This window comes from Brevundimonas sp., from assembly GCF_035999125.1.
Lineage (GTDB): Bacteria > Pseudomonadota > Alphaproteobacteria > Caulobacterales > Caulobacteraceae > Brevundimonas.
The window spans coordinates 250,594-275,853 of record NZ_DASYGX010000016.1; the positions used below are offsets into that span (position 1 = coordinate 250,594).

Genomic DNA, 25,260 nt, shown 5'->3' on the forward strand with positions numbered 1-25,260 from the left:
TCCCTCCCCATGAAGGGGAGGGAGAGAAGAAATGAGAACCCTTCTCAATGTCCATGACGGCGTCGGGGACTCATGGACGGGCGCGCGCGGGGGGATTATGACCGCCGCAGCCGCAGCAGGCCCTGAGCGCGCGCGGCGGGGACCTGTGCGCCCCGTCGATATGCGCGGGAGGGTGCGACCGGATGTTCGGGCGGCGATGACCAGAGGAAGCCTCCCATGCCGTCAGTCGACAGCCTGAAAACCCGCCGGGACATGACCGTCGGGCGCAAGAAATACGCCTATTACAGCCTTCCCGCCGCCGAGGAAGCCGGTCTGACCGGCATCTCGCGTCTGCCGCGCTCCATGAAGGTGCTGCTGGAGAACCTGCTGCGCAACGAGGACGGCGTCTCGGTCACCGAGGCCGATCTCAAGGCCGTGGCCGCCTGGATCGAGAACAAGGGCTCGGTCGAGCACGAGATCGCCTTCCGCCCCGCGCGCGTCCTGATGCAGGACTTCACCGGCGTGCCGGCAGTCGTCGACCTGGCGGCCATGCGCGACGCCATGACCGGCCTTGGCGCCGATCCTTCGAAGATCAATCCGCTGAACCCCGTCGACCTGGTCATCGACCACTCGGTGATGGTCGACCACTTCGGCACGCCGGGCGCCTTCGAAGCCAACGTCGAGCGGGAGTACGAGCGCAACATCGAGCGCTACAAATTCCTGCGTTGGGGCTCGTCGGCCTTCAACAACTTCCGCGTCGTGCCGCCCGGCACCGGCATCTGCCACCAGGTCAACCTGGAGAACCTGGCCCAGACCGTGTGGACGGACGCGGAAGGGAAGGCGACCATCGCCTATCCCGACACCGTCGTGGGCACCGACAGCCACACCACCATGATCAACGGCCTGGCCGTTCTGGGCTGGGGGGTCGGCGGCATCGAGGCTGAGGCCGCCATGCTGGGCCAGCCGATCCCGATGCTGATCCCCGAGATCGTCGGCTTCAAACTGACCGGCAAGCTGCCCGAGGGCGCCACGGCCACCGATCTGGTGCTGACCGTCACCCAGATGCTGCGCAAGAAGGGCGTGGTCGGCAAGTTCGTGGAGTTCTTCGGCGACGCCCTGGCCGGCATGACGCTGGAAGACCAGGCCACCATCGCCAACATGGCCCCGGAATACGGCGCGACCTGCGGCTTTTTCCCGACCTCGCAGGCGACGATTGACTATCTGACCGCCACCGGCCGCGACAAAGCGCGCGTCGCCCTGGTCGAAGCCTATGCGAAGGCGCAAGGACTGTGGATCGAGCCGGGCTCGGAGGAGCCGGTGTTCAGCGACGTGCTGGAACTGGACCTGGGCTCCGTCGTGCCGTCGCTGGCCGGTCCGAAGCGCCCGCAGGACAAGGTCGAGCTGACCTCGGCCGCCGCCGAGTTCGAGGCGCACCTGACCGGGACCTTCGCCCGCCCGGCCGACGCCGCGCGCGTCGCGATCGAGGGTCAGAAGTTCGACGTCGGTGACGGCGACGTGGTGATCGCCGCCATCACCAGCTGCACCAACACGTCCAACCCCTCGGTCCTGATCGCCGCCGGCCTGGTGGCGCGCAAGGCCAACGCCCTGGGCCTGAAGCCCAAGCCGTGGGTCAAGACCTCGCTGGCGCCCGGTTCGCAAGTCGTGACCGACTATCTGACCGACGCCGGCCTGACCAAGGATCTGGACGCGCTCGGCTTCAACCTTGTCGGCTACGGCTGCACAACCTGCATCGGCAACTCCGGCCCGCTGGATCCGGCGATCTCGAAGGCCATCAACGAGAACGGGCTGGTCGCCACCAGCGTGCTGTCGGGCAACCGGAACTTCGAGGGTCGGGTGAATCCGGACGTGCAGGCCAACTACCTGGCCTCGCCGCCGCTGGTGGTCGCCTATGCCTTGGCCGGCTCGATGCGCATCGACCTGGCCACCCAGCCGATCGGCCAGGACAAGAAGGGCAAGGACGTCTTCCTGAAGGACGTCTGGCCGACGTCGCAGGAGATCGCCGACATCCAGAAGAAGTCGGTCACCCCGGCCATGTTCGCCAAGCGCTACAAGGACGTCTTCAAGGGCGACAAACACTGGCAGGCGATCTCGGTCGAGGGCGGCCAGACCTATCAGTGGGACGGCGCCTCCACCTATGTGCAGAACCCGCCCTATTTCGACGGCATGTCGATGGAGGCCGCGCCGGTCAAGGACGTGGTCGAGGCCCGCATCCTGGGCATCTTCGGCGACAGCATCACCACCGACCACATCAGCCCCGCAGGCTCGATCAAGGCGTCGTCGCCGGCCGGCAAGTATCTGGTCGACCACGGCGTCGACCCGCTGGACTTCAACAGCTACGGCGCGCGCCGCGGCAACCACGAAGTCATGATGCGCGGCACCTTCGCCAACATCCGCATCCGCAACAGGATCACGCCCGAGATCGAGGGCGGGGTGACGAAGCACTTCCCGTCCGGCGAGGTCATGTCGATCTACGACGCGGCCATGCGCTATCAGGCCGAGGGCCGTCCGCTGGTGGTGTTCGCGGGCAAGGAATACGGCACGGGCTCGTCGCGCGACTGGGCGGCCAAGGGCACGCGTCTCTTGGGCGTTCGCGCGGTGATCGCGGAGTCCTATGAGCGCATCCACCGCTCCAACCTGATCGGCATGGGCGTGGTCCCGCTGCAGTTCAAGCAGGAGGGCTGGACCCGTCTGGGCCTGACCGGCGAGGAGATCGTCACCATCCGCGGACTGTCCGACGCCAACGTCGGCAAGCTGAAGCCGCGTCAGGACCTGTGGGTCGAGCTGTTCCGCGCCTCGGACGGCAAGATGGCCCGCTTCCCGGTCCGCTGCCGCATCGACAACCAGACCGAGCTCGACTACTTCCGCGCCGGCGGCGTCATGCCCTACGTGCTGAGGAACCTGGCGGCGGGCTGAAGGCACAATCCAACACGATCAAGGCCGGCGGAGACCCCGCCGGCCTTTTTCGTGCCCCATGTTGTGCACGCGCCATATGACGCCCATTATGTCGTCATGCGACGGAGACAACGATGACCGCCCTGGACATCTATTCGGAGCCTCAAACTCTACCGAGCGGCGACGCCGCACGCATAGGCCGCCTGCTGGGACTCGACGACGGGCCGGCTCTGAATGACGTGACCCTGGCGGATCGGGTGGCGAGCGGACTCCGCCCCGCGTCGGCGGCAGCCTTGGGCGACGTCATCGGCATGCCCCAGGTGATCGGGCGGGTCATCCCCGAGGCGACGCTGCGGCGTGCCCGCAAAGCCCGGAAACCCCTGTCGCGAGAGATGAGCGAGCGGCTGTATGAGGTCGGTCGCGTGGTCGATGCCGTCGGCCGGGCCTATCACGGCGACGCGGCGCTGGTGTCCCGTTTTCTGGGCGACCCGCATCCGCTGTTGGGGGGACGCACGCCGCTGGACATGGCCCGGTCAAGTTCGGCCGGCGCCGACGCCGTGATCAATCTGGTGCGGCGCGCCTCGGCGGGTTTCGCGGTCTGACATGATCCGCCGGCTGGACGATTCCCTCGTCGGCCACCGCATAGGCGATCCCCTGGGCGAGTTTCCGATCTGGAGCGACGGGGGCGCACGCAACGCTTCGGGTCGATGGCACGAGGCGGGCGATCGCGTGATCTATGCATCGGAGCACTATTCCACCGCCATGCTGGAGAAACTGGTGCATTTCTCCGGCGCCCTGCCGAGCGGCCAGCATTTCGTCCGCATTCACATCCCGGCCGGCACGTCCTACGAAGTCGTCAATCCGGATCTGCTCGCCGGCTGGGCCGAGGCCGGTGGCGGCGCGTCGCGCGCCTTCGGACGCGCCTGGTGCGCCCAGGGACGTTCAGCCGTTCTGATCGTTCCCTCGGTCGTCGCGCGGATGGAGCGCAATTTCGTCTTCAACACCGCCCATCCCGACTTCGCGGGCGTCGCGCCCGGTCTGGAGACGCCGGTTTGGTGGGACGCGCGGTTGTTCGATTGACCGATTTCAATCCAGCCGCAGTTCCTCGGCCAGCAGCCGCGCCTCCGCCGCGCGGCTGGAGCCCTTGCGCCAGGCGACCACGATCTCGCGGCTGGGCGCGCGGCCCTCGCCTCCGGCCAGCGGCCGGACCACGACGCCGGGCATGTCGGCCAGACCGGCCCGCACCGCCATTTCGGGCAGGAAGCTGACGCCGAGGCCGGACGAGATCATCTGAACCAGGGTGTGCAGGCTGGTCGCGGCGAAGACGTCGTCGCCCTTGGGCGCCTCCAGCGAGAGGGCGGCCAGCGCCTGATCGCGCAGGCAGTGGCCGTCTTCCAGCAGGATCAGGTCGTCCGACGTCAGGGCGCCGGACCTGACCGGCCCCTCGCCCGCCAGCCGGTGTCCCGCCGGGGCGGCGGCCAGGATGGCGTCGTCCCCGATGCGGGCGTGATCCAGTCCCGACGCGGAATACGGCAGGGCTATCACCGCGGCGTCCAGCCGCCCGCCCTTCAGCTCGCCGACCAGCCGGGGCGTCAGGTCCTCGCGGATGAACAGCTTCAGTTCCGGATGCGCCGTCTTCAGCGCGGGCAGGCGCGCGGGCAGCAGGAAGGGCGCGATGGTCGGGATCACGCCGAGGCGGAACCTGCCCGACAGCGGCTTGCCGGCGTTGCGCGCGGCCTCGACAAGATCCTCGGTGCGGGCCAGCACGTCCTCGGCCCGGCGCACGGCCTCGGCGCCGACGGCGGTCAGGGTCACGCGGCCCCGGGTGCGTTCCACGACCGGGGCGCCCAGGATGCGCTCAAGCTCCTGCACCCCGCTGGACAGGGCCGGCTGGCTGACGTGCGCGGCCTCGGCCGCCCGACTGAATGAGCCGTGCTCGGCCAGCAGCTTCAGATACTGCAGCTGTCGAAGGGTGGGCAGCACGGCGCCGGACATGGGGATCCCCTATGCCCGACGCCGCGCCGACCGATCGGATCGGGCGATCAGACCTGACCCGCTTCCTTGGCGGCCTTGCGGGCGCGCGGCAGGTCGTAGCGGTCGTTCTCCATGACCTTGACCCAGGCGGCCACGAAGTCGCGCACGAACTTTTCCGTCGCGTCGGACGAGGCGTAGACCTCGGCCAGGGCGCGCAGCAGGGAGTTCGAGCCGAACACCAGGTCGGTCCGCGTCGCGGTCCAGCGCTGCTCGCCCGTGACGCGGTCCGTGCCGACGAACGTCTCGTCGCCGGAGTCGTCGACCTGTTTCCAGCCCGTTCGCATGTCCAGCAGGTTGACGAAGAAGTCGTTGGTCAGCTGGCCCTTGCGCTCGGTGAAGACGCCGTGGGCGCCGTCGCCGTGGTTGACGCCCAGCACGCGCAGGCCGCCGACCAGGACGGTCATCTGCGGGGCGCTGAGGCCCAGCAGTTGAGCCCGATCGATCAGCAGTTCCTCGGTCGGGACGTTGAACTTGACCTGCAGATAGTTGCGGAAGCCGTCGGCGCGGGGTTCCAGCACCTTGAAGCCGTCGACGTCGGTCTGTTCGGCCGTCGCGTCGGTTCGGCCCGGGGTGAAGGGCACCACCACGTCGTGACCGGCGGCCTTGGCCGCCTGCTCCACGCCCACGCCGCCGCCCAGCACGATCAGGTCGGCGATCGAGACGTTGAGGCCCGACGACGCCTTGACGTCCTCATAGACGGCCAGGACCTTGGCCAGCTTGGCCGGCTCATTGACGTCCCAGTCCTTCTGCGGGGCCAGTCGGATGCGCGCGCCGTTGGCGCCGCCGCGGTGGTCCGAACCGCGCCAGGTGGCGGCCGAGGCCCAGGCCGTGCGGACCAGGTCGGCGACCGACAGGCCGGACGCGGCGATCCTGTCCTTCAGCGCCTTCACGTCCGCGTCGGTCAGCTGCGGGCCGACATGCGCCGGGATCGGATCCTGCCAGATCAGATCCTCGGCCGGAACGTCCGGGCCCAGGTAGCGGGCCTTGGGGCCCATGTCGCGGTGGCACAGCTTGAACCAGGCGCGGGCGAACTGGTCGGCGAAGTACGCCGGATCGGCGCGGAACTGCTCCAGCACCTTGCGGTACGACGGGTCGACCTTCATCGCCATGTCGGCGGTGGTCATCATCGTCGGCACCTTCTTGCCCGGGGTGTGGGCGGCCGGGGCCAGGGTTTCCGGCGGATTGCCGACCGGTTGCCACTGCTTGGCGCCCGCAGGCGAGCGGACCAGCTCGTATTCGTGGTCCAGCAGCATGTCGAAATAGGTCATGTCCCAGGTGATGGGCGTCGGCGTCCACGACCCCTCGATGCCCGAGGTGATTGTGTGGTCGCCCATTCCGCTTTCGTGGCCCGAGACCCAGCCCATGCCCTGCTGGGCGATGTCGGCGCCTTCAGGGCTGACGCCGACCTTCGAGGCGTCGCCGTTTCCGTGCGCCTTGCCGAAGGTGTGGCCGCCGACGGTCAGGGCGACCGTCTCGACGTCGTTCATGCCCATGCGGGCGAAGGTCTCGCGGATGTCGCGCGCCGACTGAATCGCGTCCGGGTGACCGCCGGGCCCTTCCGGATTGACGTAGATCAGGCCCATCTGGATGGCGGCCAGCGGCTCTTCCAGCGCCATCTCCTTGTCGGGCTGGATGCGGGTCTCCTCGCCCTTCACCCAATTCTCTTCGGTGCCCCAGTAGACGTCCTTTTCCGGCTCCCAGACGTCGGCGCGGCCGCCGCCGAAGCCGAACACCGGCCCGCCCATCGATTCGATCGCCACGTTGCCGGCCAGGATGAACAGGTCGGCCCAGCTGAGGGCGGCGCCGTACTTGGCCTTGATCGGCCACAGCAGGCGGCGCGCCTTGTCCAGGTTGCCGTTGTCCGGCCACGAGTTCAGCGGGGCGAACCGCTGCTGGCCCGAGTTGGCGCCGCCGCGGCCGTCGCCGGTGCGATAGGTGCCCGCCGCGTGCCAGGCCATGCGGATGAAGAAGGGGCCATAGTGGCCGTAGTCCGCCGGCCACCACGGCTGGCTGTCGGTCATCAGGGCGTGCAGGTCGCGCTTGACCGCGGCGTGGTCCAGCTTCTTGAACGCCTCGGCATAGTCGAAGCCGTCGCCCATCGGATCGCCGGTCCGGCCCTGCTGGTGCAGGATGTCGACGGACAGGGTGTTGGGCCACCAGTCGCGGTTGGTCCGGCCCAGAAGGGACCGCAGAGCGGCGGACTTCTTGCTGGGATCGCTGAGCGGGCTGCGGTCGTTTCCGTCCATGACTGGCCTCATTGTGAAAGGTGAGGCCCGCCTTCTAGGCCCGAACGGCCCAAAAGGAAAATCGATAAACCTTGTCGCCGACCATGGCTGAGGTTATCGCACATGAGAAAGGAGCGCGGACCTCCAGGTCCGCGAAATCCCTTCGCCGCAAGACGCGGACGTGGACGTCCGCGCTCCTTAGATCCGCGCTACGACATCACTCCGGGTGCGGCTCGCCGTACTCCAGGAACCGGACCCAGCGCTGGAACCCCGCCTCCATGACGCCGTGGACGGCATCGGCCATCGCACCGACGCCCGGTCCCTCCACAACCATGGTCCAGGTCACGTCCCAGCCCCGGTTGGCGCCGGGCCAGGTCACGATCAGGTCCGCCGTCGTCGCCTTGCCGCGCAGGGGCCCGAACGGCGCGCTGAACTTAATGCGATCCGCCGCGACCGAGACCGTGCGGCCATGATCGAAAGCCGTGCCGTCCGGCATCTTCTCGCACCAGCACCCGCCGGGGCTCAGATCCAGGCTCAGATTGGCCGCGTCGCCGGTGTAGCTGTGGTCCCCGTCCCACCACAGGGCCACGTCCTCAAGCGCCGTCGGAATGTCGGCGGGATCGATGTCCGTCGATGACACGAACTTCAAGGTGAAGCCGTTCTCGCTCCGCGACACGATCTCGGCCGCGGCGGGTGCGGCGAAGGCGAACGACGCGGCGACGGCGATCAGAATGGCGCGCATGGCGACCTCCCTTCGACATGGGCGCCGATCCAGCGCCCGGCGAGGCGACCCGTCAAGCCGGATCGAAGGTCAGCGGCGCGCCCCAGAAGCGGGCGACGCGGTCGCTTTGCGGCCCCGCCTGCCCGGTCGTCAGGAACACCCGCCCCGCGCTCGTGCCCAGACCGTACTCCGGGTGATGGGCCACGTAGCGATCCAGCGCGTCCGCCACCGCCGACGGCTGATGGATCAGCGGCGTCCCCTCCGGCAGCGCGCGGGCGAAGACGTCGGCGACGATCTCGTAGTGGGTGCAGCCCAGGATGGCCTTGTCCGGATGGCGGCCGACGCGGCGGCGCAGGGCGTCGACGTGGTCGCGGACCACCACCTCCAGCTCGTCGTCCGGCGCGCCCAGTTCGATCAGGCCGGCCAGACCGGGACAGGGCTCGGAAAAGACCGCCAGGTCGTCGCGGCGCTTGTCGATCTCGATCTCATAGACCCGGCTCATCGCCGTGGCGGCGGTGCAGAAGACGCCGGTGATCTCGATCGCCTCGCGCTTCTCGCCCTCCTCGCGCAGGCTTTCGGCCTCATAGGTCCAGGGCAGGCCGGTCGCCGCCTCGATCGTCGGCACGATGATGCCCAGCACGTTGATCGGCCGGCCCGTCCGCTCGCGCACGACCGGAACCCAGGTCTGCTGCAGACGGCGCAGCGCGATGGCCGAGGCGGTGTTGCAGGCCAGCACGATCAGGCTGGCCCCCGCCTGCACCAGCCGCTCGCAGCCCGCGCGGGTCAGATCGACGATCTCCTCGCCGCCGCGGCCGCCGTAGGGGGCCATGGCCTGGTCGGCCAGATAGACGAAGTCCGCGGTCGGAAACCGCCGGGTCAGCTCGCGATGGACGGTCAGCCCGCCCACGCCGGAATCGAATACGCCCATGGCCATGGCCGCCCCTTTAGCGACCGACGGCCGCAGGCGCCATGGCCGAACATTACGGCCCGTTCAGGTGACAGTCAGGCGGCTACGGTCCAAGGTCCGCGACCGATTTCGACACACGGAGCCCCTTCGTCATGCAAAGACGCCATTTCCTGATCGCCGGCGGCAGCCTGTTCGCCCTGGCCGGCTGCGCCACGGCGGGGGCCTCCGGCTCCGTCCCGGCCGCCACCCTGGAGGCCGACGCCGCCGAGGCCAAGGCGATCCTGCCGGTCCAGACGCCGCGCGCCGAACTGCTTCAGGAATGGACCGGTCCGTACGACGGCGTGCCCCCATGGGACAAGGTCACGGCCGAGAAGCTGAAGGTCGCCATCGTCGAGGGCATCGAGCTGCAGCGCGCCGAGTACCTGGCCATCGCGAACAATGCGGCCCCGCCGACCTTCGGCAACACCCTGGTCGCCAACCAGATGGCGGGCGAGCCGCTGGGCCGCGCCCTGGCCCTGTTCGGCGTGATGACCGGCAACATCGGTTCGGCAGACTATCAGGCCCTGCAACGCGAGGTCTCGCCGCTGCTGACCCAGGCGTCGAACGAGATCACCTTCAATGAGAGGCTGTTCCAGCGCATCAAGACGGTGGCCGACGATGCCGACGCTCTGGGGCTGACGGCCGAGCAGAAGCGCCTGGCCGAGCGCAGCCGCGACGGCTTCATCCGGTCGGGCGCCCAGTTGGACGCCGCCGGCAAGGCCGAGCTGGGCCGCATCAACACCGCCCTGTCCCAGGCCTTCACCAGCTTCGGCCAGAAGGTGGTCGAGGACGAGAAGACCTGGACCCACATCCCGAACGAAAGCGGCGTCGCCGGCCTGACCGCCTCCGACAAGGCCGCCGCCGCCGCGGCCGCCCGCGCCCGCAATCTGCAAGGCTGGGCCGTCGTCAACACCCGCTCCAGCGTCGATCCCTTCCTGACCACGGCCGACGACCGCGCCCTGCGGGAAGCGGTGTGGCGCAAGTTCGTCAACCGCGGCGACAACGGCGACGGAAACGACACCAATGCGACGATCGCCGAGATCGTGCGTCTGCGCGCCCAGCGGGCGAAGCTCCTGGGCTACGCCAACCACGCCGAATGGCGGATGCAGGACACCATGGCCAAGACGCCTGCGGCGGCCATGGACCTGATGATGCGCGTCTGGCGTCCGGCCGTCGCCCGCGTGGCCGAGGAGGTCGCCGACATGCGCGCCATCGCCGGTCACGACATCGAGCCGTGGGACTATCTGTATTTCGCCGAGAAGGTCCGCAAGGCGAAGTACGACCTGGATCAGAACGAGATCAAACCGTATTTCGAGCTGAACGCCGTCAAGCAGGGCGCCTTCTACATGGCGGGCCGGCTGTACGACTTCGAGTTCACGCCGGTCCCGGCCGGGTCGGTGCCGGGCTTCCATCCCGACGTCGAGGTGTTCGAGGTCAAGACCAAGTCCGACGGGCGCCACGTGGGCCTGTTCTATTCCGACGACTTCGCCCGCACGGGCAAGCGTTCGGGCGCCTGGGCCACGACCTACCGCAGCTATTCGACGTACGATGGCGTCAAGAACGTCCTGTCGTCGAACAACAACAACTTCATCAAGGCCGAGGGCGGCGCGCCGCTGCTCATCTCGCTGGACGACGCCGAGACCCTGTTCCACGAGTTCGGCCACGCCTTGCACAGCCTGTCGTCGAAGGTGACCTATCCGTCGCTGGCCGGCACGCCGCGCGACTACGTCGAATATCCGTCGCAGGTGCACGAGCACTGGGTGCTGAGCCGGCCGATCCTGGACGGCTACATGAAGCACGTGGAGACCGGCCGGCCGATGCCGCAGTCGCTGGTCGACAAGATCGAGGCGGCGGCCACCTTCAACCAGGGCTATGCGACGGTCAGCTATCTGTCGTCGGCGCTGGTCGACATGGACCTGCACACCCAGGCGACGCCGCCGACCGACGTCGACGCCTTCGAACGCGAAAGCCTGGCGCGCTACGGCATGCCGAAGGAGATCGTGATGCGGCACCGCCTGCCGCAGTTCAATCACCTGTTCACGTCGGACGCCTATTCGGCCGGCTATTACAGCTATCTGTGGTCCGAGGTCATGGACGCCGACACCTGGGCCTATTTCGAGGAGTCGGGCGACGTCTTCAATCCGGAGATCGGCCGCCGCTACAAGGAGATCATCCTGGCGGAGGGCAACACCACCGACCGCGCCGAGGCCTACCGCCGCTTCCGCGGCCGCGACCCGGACGTGACGGCGCTGCTGAAGGTCCGGGGCTTCCCGACCTCCTGAGTGGCCCTAGCGCTCGCGACGCGGTCGCTCGCTGCTTGAGGGCGCCGCGCTGAACGCGCTCAAGCAGCAAGGCTCCGCGAGCCGAGCGGCAGCGCAAACAAGAAGGCCCCGGCGGTTTCCCGCCGGGGCCTTTTCACGTCCGTCGACCCGATCACCGTTCGGCGGCGGGCGCGCGGGCCGTCAGCAGGTCCGTGGCGCGGACGTAATCGGCGCGGGCGCGACGCGGCAGGGCGTCCATGACCTCGGCGCGCACGCCGGCCTCGCACCAGGCGCGGTCCGACAGGCGGCTGCCGGGGCGGCGCGCGTCGCGGCACAGGGCGTCGGCGGCGGCGTCGATGCGGGCGTCCAGCGCGGCGGCTCCCTGGACGGTGCCCAGGTCGAGGTCGGCCAGCGAGATGCGCAGCGGGTCGGCGGCGACGGCCGGAGCCGCCATCGAAAGGGCCGCGGAGGCGGCCAGGATCAGCGTCTTCATCGGGGTCTCCTGAGGAGGAATCGTCGCTCTTGCCGGCGACCCCGCCCTAATGGCGACGCTTCGTTGCAGGACGTTGCGAAACCGAAGGCGGAATGGTGACGCCGCGTGAATTCGAGGACAGACGCCGCGCCGCGCCGGGCCCCGCGAGCGACACATCGGCAGAGACAATCCAGGGACTTTCGCAGGCACACCGCCCGCCACAACGGCGACAACATGGACATCCGCGTCGCCACGCCCGGCGACGCGTGCCAGGGCGCCGCCTTGCCTCCGCCCCCCTTTTCCGCCATAAGCCGCCGCTTCCGGCGCAATCTTCCTCGCGCCTCCTCCCGGACGACCCCTGCATCACGTCAGGACGAGCCGGGAGAGGACCCCAGTCGACGTCATACGTCCACTGGGGCTGAGGTCGTTTTGCGCCCGCTGTTTGGGTTTGCCCATTGCCCTGAGATCAGGTCTTCGACCTGACCCGGGAATGGGCGAGGGATTTGAATGTTCGAGGCTCTGAACGAGCGGCTGACAGGCGTCTTCGACCGGATCACCGGTCGCGGCGCCCTGTCCGAAAAGGACGTTGCCGAGGCGATGCGCGAGGTGCGCGTGGCCCTGCTGGAGGCCGACGTCGCCCTGCCGGTCGTCAAGGACTTCATCGCCTTCGCCACCGAGCGCGCCACGGGCGAAGAGGTGATCCGCTCCGTCAAGCCCGCCGATCAGGTGGTCAAGATCGTCTATGACGGCCTGATCGAAATGCTGGGCGGCGAGGAGCCGGTCCCGCTCAACGTCAACGCCACCCCGCCCGCCGTCGTGCTGATGGCCGGCCTGCAGGGCTCGGGCAAGACGACGACCTCGGCCAAGCTGGCGCTGCGCCTCACGAAGTTCGACCGCAAGAAGGTCATGATGGCCTCGCTGGACACGCGTCGTCCGGCGGCGATGGAACAGCTGGCGACGCTGGGTCAGCAGATCGAGGTCGCGACGCTGCCGATCGTCCAGGGCGAGAGCGCTGTCCAGATCACGCGGCGCGCGCTGCAGTCGGCGAAACTTCAGGGTTTCGACGTCCTGATCCTGGACACCGCCGGGCGCATCACGCTGGACGAAGGGCTGATGGCCGAGGTGGCCGAGGTCGCCGCGATCGCCAAGCCGGTCGAGACCCTTCTGGTCGCCGACAGCCTGACCGGCCAGGACGCGGTGCGGACCGCCAAGGCCTTCCACGAGCGGCTGCCGCTGACGGGTCTGGTGCTGACGCGCGCCGACGGCGACGGGCGCGGCGGGGCCATGCTGTCGATGCGGGCGGTGACCGGCCTGCCGATCAAGTATCTGGGCGCGGGCGAGAAGGTCGACGCGCTGGACGTTTTCGACGCCCGCCGCGTCGCCGGACGGATCCTGGGTCAGGGGGACATCGTCGCCCTGGTCGAAAAGGCCAGTCAGGAGCTGGACCAGGCCAAGGCCGAGAAGATGGCCAGAAAGCTGGCCAAGGGCCAGTTCGACCTGGACGACCTGATGGGCCAGCTGCAGCAGATGAAGCGCATGGGCGGGCTGCAGGGCATCATGGGCATGCTGCCCGGCGTGGCGAAGATGAAGGCCCAGATGGCCGACAGCGGCGTCGACGACCGCATGATCGCGCGTCAGGAAGCCATCATCTCCTCGATGACCAAACAGGAGCGCAAGAAGCCCGACCTGCTGAACGCCAGCCGCAAGCGCCGCATCGCCGCCGGCGCCGGCGTGGAGGTGCAGGAGGTCAACCGGGTCCTGAAGCAGCACCGCCAGATGGCCGACATGGTGAAGTCCCTGTCGCGCGGCGGACCGAAGAAGATGCAGCAGATGGCCGCCATGCTGGGCGGCCTCGGCGGCGGCCCCGGCGGCATGGGCGGCCCCGACATGGCGCGCCTGAAGGCGATGGGCGGCGGCAAGATGCCCGAGCCCTCGGCCGACGACCTGAAAGCCATCCAGGACCGGCTCGCCGGGCTGGGCGGCGGACAACTTCCGGGGGGCCTTCCGGGTCTGCCGGGCTTCCCTCCCAAGAAATAAGACCGACTAGAGAAAGAGACCGAAAATGCTGAAGATCCGTCTGGCCCGCGGCGGCGCCAAGAAGCGCCCCTACTACTACATCGTCGTCGCCGACTCCCACTCGCCGCGCGACGGCAAGTTCATCGAGCGCGTCGGCACCTACAACCCGATGCTGCCGCGCGACGGCGAGCAGAAGCGCGTTGCCCTGAAGGTCGACCGCATCGCCGAATGGCTGGGCAAGGGCGCCCAGCCGACCGACCGCGTCGCCCGCTTCCTGAGCCAGGACGAGACGCTCGGCGCCAAGGTCAAGTGGACCCAGGGCCAGAACATGAAGAAGGCCGAGCCGGGCAAGAAGGCCCAGGAACGCGCCGCCGAGCGCGCCCAGCGCGAAGCCGACCGTCTGGAGGCCGAAGCCCAGGCCAAGGCCGACGCCGCCGAAGCCGCCGCCCGCGCCAAGGAAGAAGCCGCCGCCGCCGCCGAAGCCGCCAAGAACGCTCCGGCCCCCGAGCCCGAGCCCGAAGTGACCGAGGAGGCCCCGGCCGCCGAAGCCGCCGCGGAAGAGGCCCCGGCCGAAGCCGCCGCCGAGGAAGCTCCGGCCGCGGAAGCGACCGAAGAAGCCCCGGCCGCCGAGGCGACCGAGGAAGAGAAGACCGAAGCCTGACCTTGAACCCTTCTCCCCTCGGGGGAGAAGGTGGGCGGCGGAGCCGCTCGGATGAGGGGGCTGTTGGCCGCATGACGAACGGATGGGGTGGGCCTGGCCCGACCGGCCCCCTCATCCGTCTCGCTCCGCGAGCCACCTTCTCCCCCAAGGGGAGAAGGACGTGCCTGAAAACCTCATCCTCGTCGCCCAGGTCGCCGGCGGGTTCGGCGTGAAGGGGGAGGTGCGCGTCACCGCCTGGACGGCCGATCCCATGGCGCTGCTGGCCTATGGCCCCCTGCTGCGCGCCGACGGCTCCGTCGGCCTGACCCTGACCTCCGGCCGGCCCGAGAAGACGGCGATCGTCGGCCGGGCGAAGGAGATCGCCACCAAGGAACAGGCCGACGCCCTGCGCGGGCTGAAGCTGTTCGTCCCCCGCGACCGCCTGCCGCCGCCCGAGGACGAGGACGAGTTCTATCTGACCGACCTGATCGGCCTGACCGCCCGCGACGCCGAAGACCGCGTGATCGGCACGGTGAAGTCCGTTCCCAATTTCGGCGCCGGCGACATGCTGGAGATAGCTCCGGCCGAGGGCGGCCCCACCTGGTACCTGCCCTTCACCCGCGACGCCGTGCCCGATGTGCGCCTGGCCGACGGCTGGCTGCGCGCCATCCGCCCGGCCGAGGTGGACGAGCGGGACTGAGCCCTTCTCGCGGCGTCCGGCGCGGCCGTCTCCAAATGTTGGTTCTTCACGAAGGACACCAAGGAAGGAAAGCCACCAAGAACACGAAGGGGGAGGCGACCCTGGCCGCGCGCAGCGCCTTCATTCTCTGCGGGGTTGGGTCGCCTGCGGCGCCGCCACGCCAAGTCTCTTCGTGTCCTTCGTGGGTTCTTGGTGTCCTTGGTGACGAACCAGCGCCTCCGCCCGCCCGCACCGGTGCGGGCCTAAGGGCCCTCCGCCAGCCACCGCATCCGGCAGGCCATGATCGCCGTCTCACCCAGCCGTTCGGTCAGGCGCCAGTTGACCACGGCTCCCACGGGCGCCCCCACCACCGGCAGCATCTGCGCCAGCTTGGCCAGGTCGATGTGGTCGCGATACTCGATCTGGAAGGTGCGCCAGTCGTAGTCGGCCACCAGATCCGGCTGGTTCACGCCCGCGATCCAGTCGTCCAGCGCCCGCAGCGCCTCCGGCCGTCGCCGCGCGCCGGCGAAGGCCAGATGGAAGACGTGCAGCAGGAACAGCCGCTCCCGCGCCGAGCCGCCGCCCCAGCCGTGTGCGGCCACGATCTCGGCCAGCATCCGCACCTTGATGGCCATCAGGGCGGGGAAGTCCGCCGCGGCCAGCAGGAAGCCCCCGGCCCCGGCCACGCCGCCCTCGACGCTGGCGGCGTTCCGGTGCGCCTTCAGGACCGCCCGCGACCGCGCCTCGGCCGCCGCCAGCGAGCCGCGAGGCGCCGGCCGGGCCAGCACGTCGGCGCCGGTCAGGATGCCCTTGGTCATGGCCTCGACCCCGGCCGTGATCGCCGCGTGCACGCGCTCCGGGATCACCCGATTGATGCGGTCCTGCGTGCCCCGGGTCGCCCGGTCCCACAGCCCCGGCGGCCGCAGCAGCCGCGCCCGCCAGGCCTCCACCTCGGCCCGCACGGCGCGCGCGTCGGCGACCCGGACGAGGTCGGCGGGGACCGCGTCCGGGGGAACCAGTTCGCCGCCCTGGCCGGTCAATCGACGTCGACGACCTCGGCGTCGCCGACGTGCTTCCTGATCGACTCGATCGCCCGCTTGGCCCCCGACTTGTCGGAGTATCCCTCGGTCGAGAAGATGACTTCGGAGTTGTATTTGAATCGGACCCGAAACTCGCCGGCCTTGTCCTTGTAGACCTCGAACCTGTGCGCCATTCGCTCGCTCCCTCGGCCGCCATGGCCACGGCGACGCTGACACGCGGGGCGCGGGCGGGACAAGGCGGCAAACGTCGGCCAGCGGACACAGCCGCGTGAACCTGCGGCGTTGGCGGGGCCCAAGGGGCACGGGTTCAGCAAGGGCGGGTTCATCACCAAGGACACCAAGGAAGGAAGTCACCAAGGACACCAAGCGGTCCGAGCCTCGAAGCCGCGCGCAGCGCCTCACTTCTGCAAGGAGTTGACCGCCTGCGGCGCCTCGCGCCCGATCCCTTCGTGTCCTTCGTGGACCCTTGGTGTCCTTTGTGATGAACCAGCAAGACTCGCCGCTCTGGTCGGGTTGCAGCCACGCCGCACGGGGTCTAGACCCGCGCCCATCCTCCTCCCCATCGAACCTTCGGAGAACCACCTGATGGCACGCGCCAAGATCGCCCTCATCGGCGCCGGCATGATCGGCGGCACCCTGGCCCACGTCTGCGCGCGCGAGGCGCTGGGCGACGTGATCCTGTTCGACATCGCCGAGGGCACGCCCCAGGGCAAGGCGCTGGACATCTTCCAGGGCTCGGCCGTCTTCGGTCAGGACGTGTCGCTGAAGGGCGCGAACGACTATGCCGACATCGCGGGGGCCGACGTCTGCATCGTCACCGCCGGCGTGCCGCGCAAGCCGGGCATGAGCCGCGACGACCTGATCGGCATCAATCTGAAGGTCATGAAGGCCGTGGGCGAGGGCATCAAGGCGCACGCCCCGAACGCCTTCGTCATCTGCATCACCAACCCGCTCGACGCCATGGTCTGGGCCCTGCAGAAATTCTCGGGCCTGCCGAAGGAGATGGTCGTCGGCATGGCCGGCGTGCTGGACTCCGCGCGCTTCGCCGCCTTCCTGGCCGAGAAGACCGGCGTGTCGATCCAGGACGTCCACGCCTGGACCCTGGGCGGCCACGGCGACGACATGGTGCCGATGGTGCGCCACTCCACCGTCGGCGGCCTCAGCCTGCCCGACGCGGTCAAGGCGGGCTTCCTGTCGCAGGCCGATCTGGACTCGATCGTCGAACGCACCCGCAAGGGCGGCGGAGAGATCGTGGCCCTGCTGAAGACCGGCTCGGCCTTCTATGCCCCGGCCGAAAGCGCCGTGGCCATGGCCCGCTCCTACCTTCTAGACCAGAAGCGCGTCCTGCCCTGCGCCGTCTGGGCGTCCGGCGAATACGGCCTGAACGACCTCTACGTCGGCCTGCCCGCCCTGATCGGCGCCGGCGGCGTCGAGAAGATCGTGGAGTTCACCACCGACGACGCCGAGAAAGAAATGCTCGGGAAGTCCGTGGCCTCGGTTCAGGGGCTGATCGAGGCCTGCAAAGTGGCGGATGCGTCGCTGGCCTGACGTGTTGTGGCGGGCCAGCGCTGGCGCACGGGTCCGCCAGCAACACGCTGAGGCATTCAGCTGCAACTACTCGTATTCGAACGAGTCTGGTTCCGGATACAGAAGTCCGTAGACCTCTTCGCATAGCCCTTCGCCCGCCCTTTTGGCGTAATCGCTCCTACAGGCTAGATTCTCGATTTCTTCGTATGCATCTCGCAGCTGAAATCGCTCGTTCAAACTGTATCCTGCTTGAATAACGATTATGCCCCCAAGAATTAAGACGCCGCGTTCAATATCAGCTATTCTATGAAACCTCGCATAGTATGCTGCCGTAGCGACCACGCCGAATGGCCAAGCGAACGTAAACAGCGTGTACTTTTCCGGCAGGAGCGCACTTAGAAGCAGGGCTACGAATATCGCCCAGCTGCCGTTTCTGTGAAGCTTCGCGTCGCCCTCGACGTCGCTCCTAGGGGAAGGGGGGCGCGTCTCTGCCACTCACTCCTCCGCCGCCATGCCCATCATGTGGAAGCCGGCGTCGACGTGGATGACTTCGCCGGTCGTCGACAGGCCGAGATCCGAGCACAGCCACAGGGCGCAGCCGGCGACGCCCTCCATGCTGGTGTCCTCCTTCATCGCGCTCATCTCGCGGCCCTTGGACAGCATGCCGCGTCCGCCCGAGATCCCCGCCAGCGACAGGGTCCGCATGGCGCCGGCCGAGATGGCGTTGACGCGGATGCCCTTGGGCCCCAGGTCGCGCGCGACGTAGCGGGTGGCGGCTTCAAGCCCGGCCTTGGCCACGCCCATGGTGTTGTAGTTCGGGATGGCGCGTTCCGAGCCCAGATAGGTCATGGTCACGATCGACCCGCCGTTCGGCATCAGCTTCGCCGCGCGCTTCGATACGTCCACGAAGCTGAACACCGAGATGTTCATGGCCAGAAGAAAGCTGTCGCGCGTGGTGTTGTCGACGAACGACCCCTGAAGCTCGTTCTTGTTGGCGAAGGCGACGGAGTGGACCACGAAGTCCAGGGCGCCGAAGGTCTTTTCCAGCTCGGCGAACAGGGCGTCCATGCTCGCGTCGTCGGTGACGTCGGCGGGCAGGATCAGTTTCGCATTCACGCTTTCGGCCAGCGGGCGCACGCGGCGCTCCAGCCCCTCGCCCAGATAGGTGAAGGCCAGTTCGGCCCCCTGCGCGGCCAGCTGCTGGGCGATGCCCCAGGCGATGGAGTTGGCGTTCGCCACCCCCATGATCAGGCCCTTCTTGCCCTTCATCAGCTCGCCCGCGGGCATGTTCCAGCCGGACTCCGACGCCATAGGTCTTCTCCTCGAAAATCAGGCGGCGAGGGGTAGCAGCCCGCGCGGCGACGCGAAAGTCAGGCCGCCTTGGCCGTTCGCCACCGGGCCAGCCGCTCCAGCAGGGGCGTGGCCGTCACGCCGTGGATGACGATGGAGGCCAGCACGATGAAACCGACCACGGACCACAGCCGCTCGCTGTCGCCGAACTGGCCGTGATTGATGCCGTAGGCGACATAGTAGACCGACCCCACGCCCCGGATGCCCAGGAAGGCCAGCAGCAGCTTCTCCCGGAACGGCTGGGGCGCGCCGACCAGCGACAGCAGACCCGCGACCGGCCGCACGACCAGCAGGATCACCAGCGCCACCGCCGCGTCAATCCACGTCAGGCTCGCCAGCAGCCCGTTCGCCAGCGCCCCGCCGAACAGCACCAGCAGCAGCATCATCAGCAGACGCTCGATCTGGTCGGACAGGTCGTGCATCTCCTCGTGGAAGTCGTGGTCGCGCTCCCAGTTGCGGATGGTCACGGCCGCGACGAACACCGCCAGGAAGCCGTAGCCATGCGCCAGCTCGGTGGCCGCATAGGCGATGAAGGTCGCCGCCAGCGCGATCAGCCCGTCGCCCAGATGCGACAGCTTGCGGTCGGAATCCCGGAACAGCAGCCAGCCGAACGCCGCGCCCACCAAGGCGCCCACGCCCAGGCCCGCCGCGATCTTCCACCCGACCTTGACCAGGCCCCAGTCCATCAGCGCCTGCTGCGACGCCAGCCCGCCCAGCGACGCCAGTATGGCCAGGTGCACGAAGGGAAAGGCCAGGGCGTCGTTCAGACCCGCCTCCGACGTCAGGCCGAACCGCACCTCGTCCTCCTCGCCCGAGCCGGGCGGCCCCACCTGCACGTCGGAGGCCAGCACCGGATCCGTCGGCGCCATGGCCGCGCCCAGCAGCATCGCCATGGGCAGGGCGAACCCCAGACCCCACACGCCCAGCACCGCCACCGCCGCGATGGTCAGCGGCATGGCGATGGCCAGCAGCCGCCAGGTGACGCCCCAGGTCTTCCACCCCAGCTTCCGGTCCAGCTTCAGCCCACAGCCCATCAGGCTGATGATCACCACCAGCTCGGTCAGCTTCTCGGTCGCCGTGTCCCAGGTGCGCGGATCCGGGTCGAACGCCAGCAGACCGGTCGAGAACACGCCCACCCCGATCGCGACGCACAGGATCGCCAGCGTCAGCGGCAGCCTCTTCAGCCCGACCGGCGCCCAGCTGACCAGCAGCACCACCAGCCCGAGGCCCAGCAGGAACAGGATGTAGGGATCTGCGGTCAGGGCGGGCTCCGCGCGTCGTCAGGTTCGAACGGTTAGGCTTGCGTCGGAATCCGCGCAAGGATGGCTCAAACGCCCGCAGGAGCCGTTCGATGCGCACCCTCGTCCTCAGCCTTGCCCTCGCCGCCGCCGCCGGCCCCGCGTCGCCGGCCCTGGCCCAGACGGCGTCTCAACCGATCGCGGTCGCCGTCCTGCCGCTGGACGAGCTGCGCCGGGGGCAGGAGGCCTATGCCCGCTCGACCCTGGCCGCCGTCGGCGACGAACTGGGCCTCGTGCCCGGCCTCCTGCCCGCGACGGTGGAGCGCGACTGCGCCGAAGATCGGATGGGCCTGCGCCTGGACTATTGCGTGCGCTTTTACGTCACGCGGGCCGAGCCCGCGCCGGGAACGGCGACGGTGGTGGTGGCCTTCGACGACTGGCCCGCCGGTCGGGACGGCGGTCGCGGCGACGGCGCGCTGCGCGTCACCTGCTTCGGCCGCGGCGTGGCCGCCGCCGATCCGGCGGCCCAGGACACCTGGCTGTGGCCCGACGCGGCGCGCATGCACGGCATGCGCGACCTGGAACGGGACCGGGCCGCCTTGGCCGACTGCATCCGCGCCGCGGCGTCGGAGCCCTTCACCGGCCTGCGTCAGCCCGATGTGGACTGAGCCTCGAAAGTCGTCCGGGTTCGGACTTACTTTGCTGTATTCATTGGAAAAGTTTCACATTCGACCAACCGGTCGTTAAGCGCCCACGGCTAAGCCTCTCGCCCGTGGGCCCGCGTCTTGGGGCCGGGAGGGCGCATGGCGCGGATCGGCGACTACATCGAGGCGGCGGCGCCGGTCAGCCCCACCACGCGGGGCGCCGAGGTCTATGAGCGCTTCCTGGCCGAGCCCAACACCCTGGTCGTCGCCGTTGTCGACGACGACCGCCGCCCACTGGGCCTGATCGAGCGCAACGCCTTCACCCTGACCATGGCCGGCGCCTTCGGCCGCGAGCTGTACGCCAAGCGTCCGGTGTCGGCGCTGATGAACGATCGCCCGACGATCGCCCGCGCCGCAGACGGCGCCGAGGCCTTCTTCGCCACGATCGATTCCAGCGAGGCGGCGTCCCTGCTGGGCGGCTTCATCGCGGTCGACGGCGACGGCCGCTACGTCGGCGTCGGGGCGATCCTGCAGGTGCTCCAGGCCGGCAGCGCCCTCTACAAACGCCGCGCCGAGGAGATGGGCGAGCTGGCCCGCGGCCTGGCCGCCGCCGAGGCCCGCGCCCGCGCCTCCAGCCGCGCCAAGTCCGAGTTTCTGGCGGTCATGAGCCACGAGATCCGCACGCCCCTGAACGGCGTCCTGGGCGTCGCCGCCCTGATGCAGCGCCTGCTGACGCAGGAGGAGCTGCGTCCGCACGTCGACACCATCGTGCAGTCCGGCCAGGGGCTGCTGCGCCTGCTGACAGACGCGCTCGACATGTCGCGCGCCGAGGCGGGACTTCTGGCGCTGGAACCCGCGCCGCTGAGCCTGGCCGAACTGGCCCAGGATCTGGATCGGCTGTGGCGTCCGCGCGCGGAAGAGAAGGGCCTCTCCCTCACCGTCCATACGGACCTTGTCGGTGCCACGGGCGTCATGGCCGACGCCGTGCGGCTGAAGCAGCTGTTCAACAACCTGATCGGCAACGCCATCAAGTTCACGGACACGGGCGGCATCCAGGTGTCGCTGACCACGGGCTCGACGCCCGACGGCGTCCGCGTCACGGGCACGGTGGACGACAGCGGGCCGGGCGTCCCGGCCTCGGCCGCCGCCACCATCTTCGAGCCCTTCAACACCGGCAATGCAGGCCGATCCAGCGCGGGCGCCGGGCTGGGCCTGGCCATCTGCCGCCAGATCGTGGAGCGGATGGGCGGACAGATCGCGCTGGCGGCCGCCTCGTCCGGCGGCGCGCGCTTCAGCTTCCACGTCACGGTCCCGGCCGTTCAGGTCGAAGGCGCCGCCGGCCCCGCCATGGCCGAGCCCACGCCGCACGACACCCTCCACGTGCTGGTCGCCGACGACAACGCCACCAACCGCTTCCTGGCGTGCAAGCTGCTGGAGATGTTCGGCTGCACCGCCGACATGGTCGAGGACGGCCGCGCGGCGGTCGAGGCGGCGCAGGCGCGGTCCTACGACCTGATCCTCATGGACATCAAGATGCCGGTCATGGACGGGGTGGAGGCCACGCGCGCCATCCGCGCCCTGCCCGGCCCGATCGGCCGCCTGCCCATCCTGGCGCTGACCGCCAACGCCGACGACCGCGACGCCGAGACCTATCTGGCCGCCGGCATGGACGGCGTGGTCCAGAAACCGATCCAGCCCGACGTCCTGCTGAACGCCATCCGACGGGTGCTGACGCCGTCGGAAGACGCCGCGCGGGCGGCGGCGTGAAGCAGGAGGAGCGCGGACCTCCAGGTCCGCGAAATCGTCGACCATCCAACCGCGGACCTGGAGGTCCGCGCTCCTTTGAAGGCGCTAGGTCAGGCACGATTACGCATTGTCATCCCGGAAATCGCGCCAGCGATTATCCGGGACGGGTCATGCAAGTGTTCGAGACCCCGGAAGACACGAAGCGTCTGTCCGGGGGAAGGTCAAGGGCGCGTCCGGCAGCCTCCCGGACAATCGCCGACGCGATTTCCGGGAGCTTGCGGTCTCAGCGTCGGCGTCCCGGCCCTCCCCCGGCCTTCGCCGGGGGAGGGCCGGGATGACAAGGGCCGGAGCCTGACGTCGGCTTCACCTAAACCTTCGACAGGATCAGGCATCCGTTGGTGCCGCCGAAGCCGAAGCTGTTGGACATGACGTGCGTCAGCTCGCCGTCGTGCCGCTGGCGCAGGATCGGCATGCCCTCGAACTCGGGGTCCAGGTTTTCGATGTGGGCGCTCTCGGCGGCGAAGCCGTGCTTCATCATCAGCAGGCAATAGATCGCCTCCTGCGCGCCCGCCGCGCCTAGCGAATGGCCGGTCAGGGACTTGGTGGAGCTGATCATCGGCAGGGCGTCGCCGAAGACCTCGCGCACCGCGCCCATCTCCTTGCTGTCGCCCACCGGCGTGGAGGTGCCGTGCGGGTTCAGATAGTCGATCTTCGGATTGCCGGCCATTTCCAGGGCGATCCGCATGCAGCGCGCCGCCCCCTCGCCCGACGGCGCCACCATGTCGTAGCCGTCGGAGTTGGCGCCGTAGCCGGTGACCTCGGCATAGATGGTCGCGCCACGCGCCTTGGCCCGCTCGTATTCTTCCAGCACCACGATGCCCGCGCCGCCGGCGATGACGAACCCGTCGCGATCCTTGTCATAGGCGCGGCTGGCGACCGACGGCGTCTCGTTGAAGTTGGACGACATGGCGCCCATGGCGTCGAACATGTTGGACATCGACCAGTCGATGTCCTCGACCCCGCCGGCGAACACGACGTCCTGCTTGCCCCAGGCGATCTGTTCCGCCGCCGCGCCGATGCAGTGGGCGCTGGTCGCGCAGGCCGAGCTGATCGAATAGTTGATGCCCTTCAGCTCGAACCACGTCGCCAGCACCGCCGACGGCCCCGAGGCCATGGCCTTGGGCACGGCGAACGGGCCGATGCGCTTGGGCGAACCCTTCTCCTTGGTGGTCTCGGCCGCCTGCAGGATCACCTGGGTCGAGGGACCTCCCTCGCCGACGATCAGGCCGATGCGCTCATCCTTGATCTCCTCGGCGGTCAGGCCGGAGTCCTTCAGCGCCTCCTCGAAGGCGATGTGCCCCCAGGCCGTGCCGTTGGCCAGGAAGCGGGCGGCGCGGCGGTCGACGTGCGGCGCCCAGTCCTCTGCCGTATGCCCAAGCGCGGGCGGGGCCCAGACTTGCGAGCGGAAGCCGTGGTCGGCGTGATCCTGAGCGAACTTCACGCCCGACTTCGCCGATTTCAGCGAGGCCGCGACCTCGTCCTGGCCGGTGCCGATGGAGGAGACGATGCCCAGTCCGGTGACGACGACGCGCCGCATGTTTCAGTCCCTTGTCTTCAGCTTCGATCGCCGCTCTTCGGTCGGCTGACCTTAGAACGCGCTCAGCCCTGTCCGGACGCGCCGAACAGGCCCACCCGCATGTCGGTGGCCGTATAGATGGGGACGCCGTCGGCTTCGAGAACCCCGTCGGCGATGCCCATGACCAGCTTGCGGTTGATCACCCGCTTCAGCTCGATCTTGTAGGTGACCTTCTTCACGTCCGGCAGGACCTGGCCGGTGAACTTCACCTCGCCCACGCCCAGCGCGCGCCCTTTTCCCGGCCCGCCGATCCAGCCGAGGTAGAACCCCACCAGCTGCCACATGGCGTCCAGCCCCAGGCAGCCCGGCATCACCGGGTCGCCGATGAAGTGGCACTGGAAGAACCAGAGCGACGGATCGACGTCCAGCTCGGCCTCGATCCGGCCCTTGCCGTGCGCGCCGCCGTCGCCGTCGATGTGGACGATGCGGTCGAACATCAGCATCGGCGGAGCCGGCAACTGGGCGTTGCCCGGGCCGAACAGCTCGCCGCGGCCCGAGGCCAGCAGTTGATCGTAGTCGTAGCTGGAGCGGCGGTTGGCCGGGTCCGACATGGGGGTCGAAATGCTCATGCGCGGGGATTGCACCCCGGCGCGCATGCGGTCAACCGGCGGCGGGCCCCGCCGGGCGGCGCCAGTCGCACTGGGCCTTGGCCGCCGTGCCATGGACGGCGCTTTCCTTCACCCACCCCCTAAGCCGCCCGTCGCGCACCTTGCACCAGCCGTCCGCGCAGTCCTCGGCCGAGATCAGGCTGCGCGGACCCAACCGCGCCTTGACCGACGAATTCGCGTCCCGGCTCGAATGGATCGACACGGCCTCGGCGCCCATGTTGAACACCCGACGCCGGCCGCTGGTCACCGTGCGGTGGATCCAGGCGACGGAGCCTTCCGGGTCGCAGACCTTCCGCCACTCGCGCGTCTCGGCGATCACCTGAACCGGCAGACCCCGCGCCGTGTATTTCCACAGGATCGGCTGATCTGCGCCGGGCCCGCGACGGGCGTGGACCTCTTTCGAGCTCAGCGCGATCCAGCGCGGCACCTCGAAACCCGTCGGCGTCGGCCGCCCGTCGGGCATGGTCGTGCCGGCGCCCAGCACCAGGGCGACGCCGGTCAGCAGCAGCGGACGTTTGATCGCGCCGAGGGCTTTGCTAAGCGTGGGGGGCGACACCGGCGCGCTCCGGACGAAGGGATTCCGCC

At 69.2% G+C, this 25,260-nt stretch carries 23 protein-coding genes; 10 read left to right on the forward strand and 13 right to left on the reverse strand.

From position 1 onward, the window contains the following. Window positions 1-216 precede the first annotated feature (216 nt). From acnA to VGN45_RS14350, 3 genes are all read left to right on the forward strand, one after another. Window positions 217-2,913 (forward strand): aconitate hydratase AcnA, encoded by a 2,697-nt coding sequence (acnA, locus tag VGN45_RS14340; RefSeq protein ID WP_327463652.1) that lies wholly within the window; start codon window positions 217-219, stop codon window positions 2,911-2,913. Window positions 2,914-3,026: 113 nt separating this feature from the next. Beyond that, window positions 3,027-3,494, forward strand: a complete 468-nt coding sequence (locus VGN45_RS14345) for an antitoxin Xre/MbcA/ParS toxin-binding domain-containing protein (RefSeq protein ID WP_327463654.1) — start codon at window positions 3,027-3,029, stop codon at window positions 3,492-3,494. Window position 3,495: 1 nt separating this feature from the next. Then, window positions 3,496-3,972 carry an RES family NAD+ phosphorylase gene (locus VGN45_RS14350; protein WP_327463656.1) on the forward strand — a complete coding sequence of 159 codons (477 nt, stop codon included), beginning with the start codon at window positions 3,496-3,498 and terminating at the stop codon, window positions 3,970-3,972. Window positions 3,973-3,978: 6 nt separating this feature from the next. Here the strand turns inward: VGN45_RS14350 and VGN45_RS14355 are convergent, their stop codons facing one another. From VGN45_RS14355 to VGN45_RS14370, 4 genes are all read right to left on the reverse strand, one after another. After that, the gene (locus tag VGN45_RS14355; protein ID WP_327463720.1) at window positions 3,979-4,875 is read right to left on the reverse strand and encodes a hydrogen peroxide-inducible genes activator; all 897 of its coding nucleotides are present in this window, start codon (window positions 4,873-4,875) and stop codon (window positions 3,979-3,981) included. A gap of 59 nt (window positions 4,876-4,934) precedes the next feature. Beyond that, window positions 4,935-7,172 (reverse strand): catalase/peroxidase HPI, encoded by a 2,238-nt coding sequence (gene katG / locus VGN45_RS14360; protein WP_327463658.1) that lies wholly within the window; start codon window positions 7,170-7,172, stop codon window positions 4,935-4,937. A 196-nt stretch (window positions 7,173-7,368) separates the two neighbouring features. Beyond that, complete coding sequence (locus VGN45_RS14365) at window positions 7,369-7,893, reverse strand: hypothetical protein (RefSeq protein ID WP_327463660.1); 525 nt, start codon at window positions 7,891-7,893, stop codon at window positions 7,369-7,371. A 52-nt stretch (window positions 7,894-7,945) separates the two neighbouring features. Further along, on the reverse strand, window positions 7,946-8,806 hold the full coding sequence (locus VGN45_RS14370; RefSeq protein ID WP_327463662.1) for a glutamate racemase: 861 nt from the start codon (window positions 8,804-8,806) through the stop codon (window positions 7,946-7,948). A gap of 125 nt (window positions 8,807-8,931) precedes the next feature. On the opposite strand from VGN45_RS14370, the gene VGN45_RS14375 reads away from it, so the two are divergent. Continuing rightward, on the forward strand, window positions 8,932-11,100 hold the full coding sequence (locus VGN45_RS14375; RefSeq protein WP_327463664.1) for a M3 family metallopeptidase: 2,169 nt from the start codon (window positions 8,932-8,934) through the stop codon (window positions 11,098-11,100). A 151-nt stretch (window positions 11,101-11,251) separates the two neighbouring features. Here the strand turns inward: VGN45_RS14375 and VGN45_RS14380 are convergent, their stop codons facing one another. Next, window positions 11,252-11,572, reverse strand: a complete 321-nt coding sequence (locus tag VGN45_RS14380) for a UrcA family protein (RefSeq protein WP_327463666.1) — start codon at window positions 11,570-11,572, stop codon at window positions 11,252-11,254. Window positions 11,573-12,058: 486 nt separating this feature from the next. Here VGN45_RS14380 and ffh point away from each other — a divergent pair, with 486 nt between their 5' ends. The 3 genes from ffh (at window position 12,059) to rimM (ending at window position 14,907) form a co-directional block, all read left to right on the forward strand. Then, window positions 12,059-13,588 carry a signal recognition particle protein gene (gene ffh / locus VGN45_RS14385; RefSeq protein WP_327463668.1) on the forward strand — a complete coding sequence of 510 codons (1,530 nt, stop codon included), beginning with the start codon at window positions 12,059-12,061 and terminating at the stop codon, window positions 13,586-13,588. Window positions 13,589-13,613: 25 nt separating this feature from the next. Then, window positions 13,614-14,228, forward strand: coding sequence for a 30S ribosomal protein S16 (rpsP, locus tag VGN45_RS14390; protein WP_327463670.1), 615 nt, complete (start codon window positions 13,614-13,616; stop codon window positions 14,226-14,228). A gap of 160 nt (window positions 14,229-14,388) precedes the next feature. Further along, window positions 14,389-14,907, forward strand: coding sequence for a ribosome maturation factor RimM (gene rimM, locus VGN45_RS14395; protein ID WP_327463672.1), 519 nt, complete (start codon window positions 14,389-14,391; stop codon window positions 14,905-14,907). A gap of 242 nt (window positions 14,908-15,149) precedes the next feature. On the opposite strand, the gene VGN45_RS14400 is transcribed toward rimM, so the two are convergent. Both VGN45_RS14400 and VGN45_RS14405 read right to left on the reverse strand, forming a co-directional pair. Continuing rightward, window positions 15,150-15,926, reverse strand: a complete 777-nt coding sequence (locus VGN45_RS14400) for an EcsC family protein (RefSeq protein ID WP_327463674.1) — start codon at window positions 15,924-15,926, stop codon at window positions 15,150-15,152. After that, entirely contained in the window at window positions 15,923-16,099 is a 177-nt protein-coding gene (locus VGN45_RS14405) for a YegP family protein (protein WP_327463676.1), read from the reverse strand. Before VGN45_RS14405 ends, VGN45_RS14400 begins: the two co-directional genes overlap by 4 nt. Window positions 16,100-16,511: 412 nt before the next feature. Between VGN45_RS14405 and mdh the strand changes: the two genes are divergently transcribed. Continuing rightward, window positions 16,512-17,474, forward strand: coding sequence for a malate dehydrogenase (mdh, locus tag VGN45_RS14410; RefSeq protein WP_327463678.1), 963 nt, complete (start codon window positions 16,512-16,514; stop codon window positions 17,472-17,474). Window positions 17,475-17,540: 66 nt separating this feature from the next. Here the strand turns inward: mdh and VGN45_RS14415 are convergent, their stop codons facing one another. From VGN45_RS14415 to VGN45_RS14425, 3 genes are all read right to left on the reverse strand, one after another. Beyond that, window positions 17,541-17,948, reverse strand: coding sequence for a hypothetical protein (locus tag VGN45_RS14415; RefSeq protein WP_327463680.1), 408 nt, complete (start codon window positions 17,946-17,948; stop codon window positions 17,541-17,543). Then, complete coding sequence (locus tag VGN45_RS14420) at window positions 17,949-18,740, reverse strand: enoyl-ACP reductase (RefSeq protein WP_327463722.1); 792 nt, start codon at window positions 18,738-18,740, stop codon at window positions 17,949-17,951. It lies immediately after the preceding gene. A gap of 83 nt (window positions 18,741-18,823) precedes the next feature. Next, window positions 18,824-20,020, reverse strand: coding sequence for a cation:proton antiporter (locus VGN45_RS14425; protein ID WP_327463682.1), 1,197 nt, complete (start codon window positions 20,018-20,020; stop codon window positions 18,824-18,826). A gap of 134 nt (window positions 20,021-20,154) precedes the next feature. Here VGN45_RS14425 and VGN45_RS14430 point away from each other — a divergent pair, with 134 nt between their 5' ends. Together VGN45_RS14430 and VGN45_RS14435 are read left to right on the forward strand one after the other, a co-directional pair. Continuing rightward, window positions 20,155-20,709: a hypothetical protein gene (locus VGN45_RS14430; protein ID WP_327463684.1), complete on the forward strand. Its 555-nt coding sequence runs from the start codon at window positions 20,155-20,157 to the stop codon at window positions 20,707-20,709. A 135-nt stretch (window positions 20,710-20,844) separates the two neighbouring features. Next, window positions 20,845-22,452 (forward strand): response regulator, encoded by a 1,608-nt coding sequence (locus VGN45_RS14435; protein WP_327463686.1) that lies wholly within the window; start codon window positions 20,845-20,847, stop codon window positions 22,450-22,452. Window positions 22,453-22,798: 346 nt separating this feature from the next. On the opposite strand, the gene fabB is transcribed toward VGN45_RS14435, so the two are convergent. The 3 genes from fabB to VGN45_RS14450 form a co-directional block, all read right to left on the reverse strand. After that, window positions 22,799-24,028: a beta-ketoacyl-ACP synthase I gene (fabB, locus tag VGN45_RS14440; protein ID WP_327463688.1), complete on the reverse strand. Its 1,230-nt coding sequence runs from the start codon at window positions 24,026-24,028 to the stop codon at window positions 22,799-22,801. A 62-nt stretch (window positions 24,029-24,090) separates the two neighbouring features. Continuing rightward, a complete protein-coding gene (fabA, locus tag VGN45_RS14445; protein WP_327463724.1) occupies window positions 24,091-24,618 on the reverse strand; it encodes a 3-hydroxyacyl-[acyl-carrier-protein] dehydratase FabA in 528 nt (175 codons plus the stop codon). Window positions 24,619-24,667: 49 nt separating this feature from the next. Then, window positions 24,668-25,231 (reverse strand): SH3 domain-containing protein, encoded by a 564-nt coding sequence (locus VGN45_RS14450; RefSeq protein WP_327463690.1) that lies wholly within the window; start codon window positions 25,229-25,231, stop codon window positions 24,668-24,670. Between the last annotated feature and the right edge of the window lie 29 nt (window positions 25,232-25,260).